Origin of the sequence: Kitasatospora sp. NPDC085464 (genome assembly GCF_044541955.1) — a bacterium.
In the GTDB taxonomy this organism is placed as follows: Bacteria; Actinomycetota; Actinomycetes; order Streptomycetales; family Streptomycetaceae; genus Kitasatospora.
In genome coordinates this window covers 1-3,552 of record NZ_JBITTM010000064.1, presented here as the reverse complement: position 1 = coordinate 3,552, position 3,552 = coordinate 1, and the positions used below count along the sequence as shown (strand labels likewise).

General features: G+C 66.8%; 2 protein-coding genes. Both read left to right on the top strand.

Annotation, left to right across the window (positions count from 1 at the left end; genetic code table 11):
- Positions 1–1,456: 1,456 nt before the first annotated feature.
- Complete coding sequence (locus ACIGG8_RS37615) at positions 1,457–2,938, top strand: FAD-binding protein (protein WP_396553104.1); 1,482 nt, start codon at positions 1,457–1,459, stop codon at positions 2,936–2,938.
- A 160-nt stretch (positions 2,939–3,098) separates the two neighbouring features.
- Positions 3,099–3,552: hypothetical protein (locus tag ACIGG8_RS37610; RefSeq protein ID WP_396553103.1), on the top strand; the 454-nt coding region annotated here is incomplete at its 3' end.

The window sequence follows — 3,552 nt, the reverse complement described above, 5'->3', positions numbered from 1 at the left end:
CGGGCCACCGGGCCACCGGGCCACCGGGCCACCGGGCCACCGGGCCACCGGGCCACCGGGCCACCGGGCCGAGCATCCCCAAGACCGACCGCACAGGCACAACAGCCCCCACCACACCAGACGACCAACCCGGCCAGGACCACGAACCCGCCAGGCACCCGACCCAGCCCCCGCCCGGACACAGCACCGGTCAGCCCGACCTGCCGCACCACCCGAACACCAACCACAGACCAGACCCCACAACTCCACACCCGTTCACCCGCCGGCCGGACCCACCACCCGCCACCACCCCGGCCGAACACCCCCAACCACGCCCGCCCCCACCACACCCGGGGACCGCGGGCCACCCCCACACCCCCGCACAACCACACACAACCCACCAACACCACCCACCCCAGCACCAGGCGGCGGCTACAACAGCCCACACCAGACCGTCACTTCGGCACCAGACCGGGCACCGCAGGAACTCCCCGAGCAGCACCCCTATTGACCACCGCACCCGACCCCGGGGCACCACTACCGGTCACCGCCGGCCACCGGCTACAACAGCCCGCACCAACCGAAACCTCAACACCGGACCGGGAAACCGCAGGCCCCACCCGGACAACCCCCAACTGACCACCACCGCACCACCAGGCACCGGCTACAACGGCCCGACCAGCCCGGCATTTCGACGCCCAGGCGGAAGGCCGCAGGCCATCCCCGAGCAACACCCCCTATTGACCACCACAGCACCAGCCACCCGCCACAACGCCCGCCACCACCCGGAACCTCAACACCAGACCGGGAAACCGCAGGCCCCACCCGGACAACCCCCAACTGACCAACACCGCACCACCCAGCACCCCACCGGCGCACCACCCACCCCATCACCAGGCGGCAGCTACAACAGCCCACACCAGAGCGGCACTTCAACACCCAGGCAGAAGGCCTCAAGCCCCACCCGAACAGCTACACCCCTATAGACCACCGCCACACCGCCGGGCACACACCACCACCGACCGCCGGCACCAGCACCGACAGCCGAGAACAACCCAACCCACCAGCAGCACAGGCAGCACCCACAAGCACCACCCTTGACCACCACAAGGCACCGCTTACAACAGCCCACACCGGGCCGGGAAACCGCGAGCCCTCCCCGGGCAGCACCCCTATTGACCACCAGCAGCCACCGGCCACACCAACCCGGACTTCAACACCAGCCGGGAACCGCAGGCCCCACCCGGGCAGCACCCCCTATTGACCACCAGCAGCCACGGCACCACCAGGCACCGGCTACAACAGCCCGCACCGGAGCGGCACTTCAACACCAGACCGGGCGCCGCAGGCCCCACCCGGGCAGCACCCCCTATTAACCACCACCACACCGCCGGGCACACACCACCGGGCACCGGACACAACAGAGCGCACCCCGACCGAACCGACCCACACAACCCGTCAGGAGACACCCACACCCATGAACCGCCCACCCCTGTCCAGGCGAGCCCTGCTCACCGGCGCCGCCGCCACCGTCATCGGCTACAACACCGCCACCCGCGCCTGGGCCACCACCGACGACCCCACCACCAACCGCGTCACCCCCATCCCCCCCATCCAGGGCACCCTCACCACCAACCCCACCACCCGCACCGCCTACGCCCAGGACTTCGGACGCCTCACCACCACCACCCCCTACGCCGTCCTCAACCCCGCCTGCGCCCAGGACATCGCCACCATCATCAACTTCGCCCGCCGCAACAACCTCAAAGTCGCCATGAACGGCCAAAGCGGCAACAACGGCGAACTCGAATCACACTCCAACTACGGCCAAGCCGGCGCCGCAGGCGGCATCGCCATCAACGCCCGCTCCCTCAACCGCATCCACACCATCACCCCCACCAACGCCACCGTCGACGCCGGCGTCACCTGGGCCCAACTCACCGACGCCACCCTCGCCCAAGGCCTAACCCCCCCCTGCCTCACCGACTACCTCCACCTCTCCATCGGCGGCACCATCAGCATCGGCGGCATCGGATCCACCGTCCACAAATACGGCCTCCAAGCCGACACCGTCGAATCCATCGACATCGTCACCGGCACCGGCCGCATCCTCACCGCCACCCCCACCAAAAACACCGAACTCTTCCACACCGCCCTCGCCGGCGCCGGCCAAGTCGGCATCATCACCCGCGCCACCCTCAAACTCATCCCCGCCCCCCAAAACGCCCGCGTCTTCACCCTCTACTACAACGACCTCACCACCTACCTCACCGACCAACAAACCCTCCTCAACGACGGCCGCTTCCCCTCCCAAGTCGGCGAAATCCTCATCCAACCCAACAACCAACCCCCCCGCTACAAAATCGAAGCCGTCGCCCACTACAACGGCACCACACCCCCCGACCCCACCCCCCTCCTCACCGGCCTCAACCCCCTCCCCACCGAAACCACCATCACCGACACCACCTACCGCGAATACACCTACCGAGCCGACGCCTTCGCCGACAACATCAAAAACCTCGGCTACTGGAACTCCCCCAAACCCTGGCTCTCCCTCTTCCTCCCCGCCTCCCAAACCAAAACCTTCCTCACCGAAGCCCTCCCCCAACTCACCCCCGACGACATCGGCCAAGGCCTCCTCCTCTGCTACCCCTTCCACACCAACAAACTCACCCACCCCCTCGCCATCACCCCCAACGAACCCACCGCCTACCTCTTCGACCTCCTCACCTTCCCCCACCCCGACTACAACCCCACCCCCGCCCTCCAACGCAACCGCCACCTCTACGACCGCGCCGTCCAACTCGGCGCCAAACGCTACCTCGTCGGCGCCATCCCCCACATGACCCCCACCGACTGGCAAACCCACTACGGCCCCCAATGGACCACCCTCACCACCACCAAAACCCACCACGACCCCACCCACACCCTCACTCCCGGCCAAAACATCTTCCCCTAACCCCCAACAACCCACACAAACAAACAGCAACAAGCCGCAAACAAACAACAGCAACAAACAGCAAGCACATAAACCAGCAGCACACACAAACCCCGGGCACTTCCCCACCCCCAAAACACCAACCACCAACCCGCCGACCAACCCCCGAAAGGAAACCCCCGTGCACGCCATCCACCACACCGACCAAACCCTCCTCCCCCACCCCCCCACCACCATCTGGAACGCCATCATCAACGAACTCAACGGCAAAACCACCTGGTGGCACCCCCACAACACCCACCAACCCGGACCCACCCCACCCCACACCACCGGCGGAACCACCACCACCATCCACCCCAACGGCATCGGCAAACCCGGCCCCACACTCCAATTCCACTCCACCACCACCCACATCACCCCCCACCACACCCTCACCCAAACCCACACCGGCCACTTCCACGGCACCACCACCTACACCCTCACCCCCCACCCCAACAACACCACCCTCCTCACCATCACCTTCACCACCACACCCCACCACTGGCCCAAACTCCTCCACAAACTCACCAACCTCACCTACAAACACACCACCGCCACCCAACACGCCCTCACCAACCTCCACCACCACCTCACCA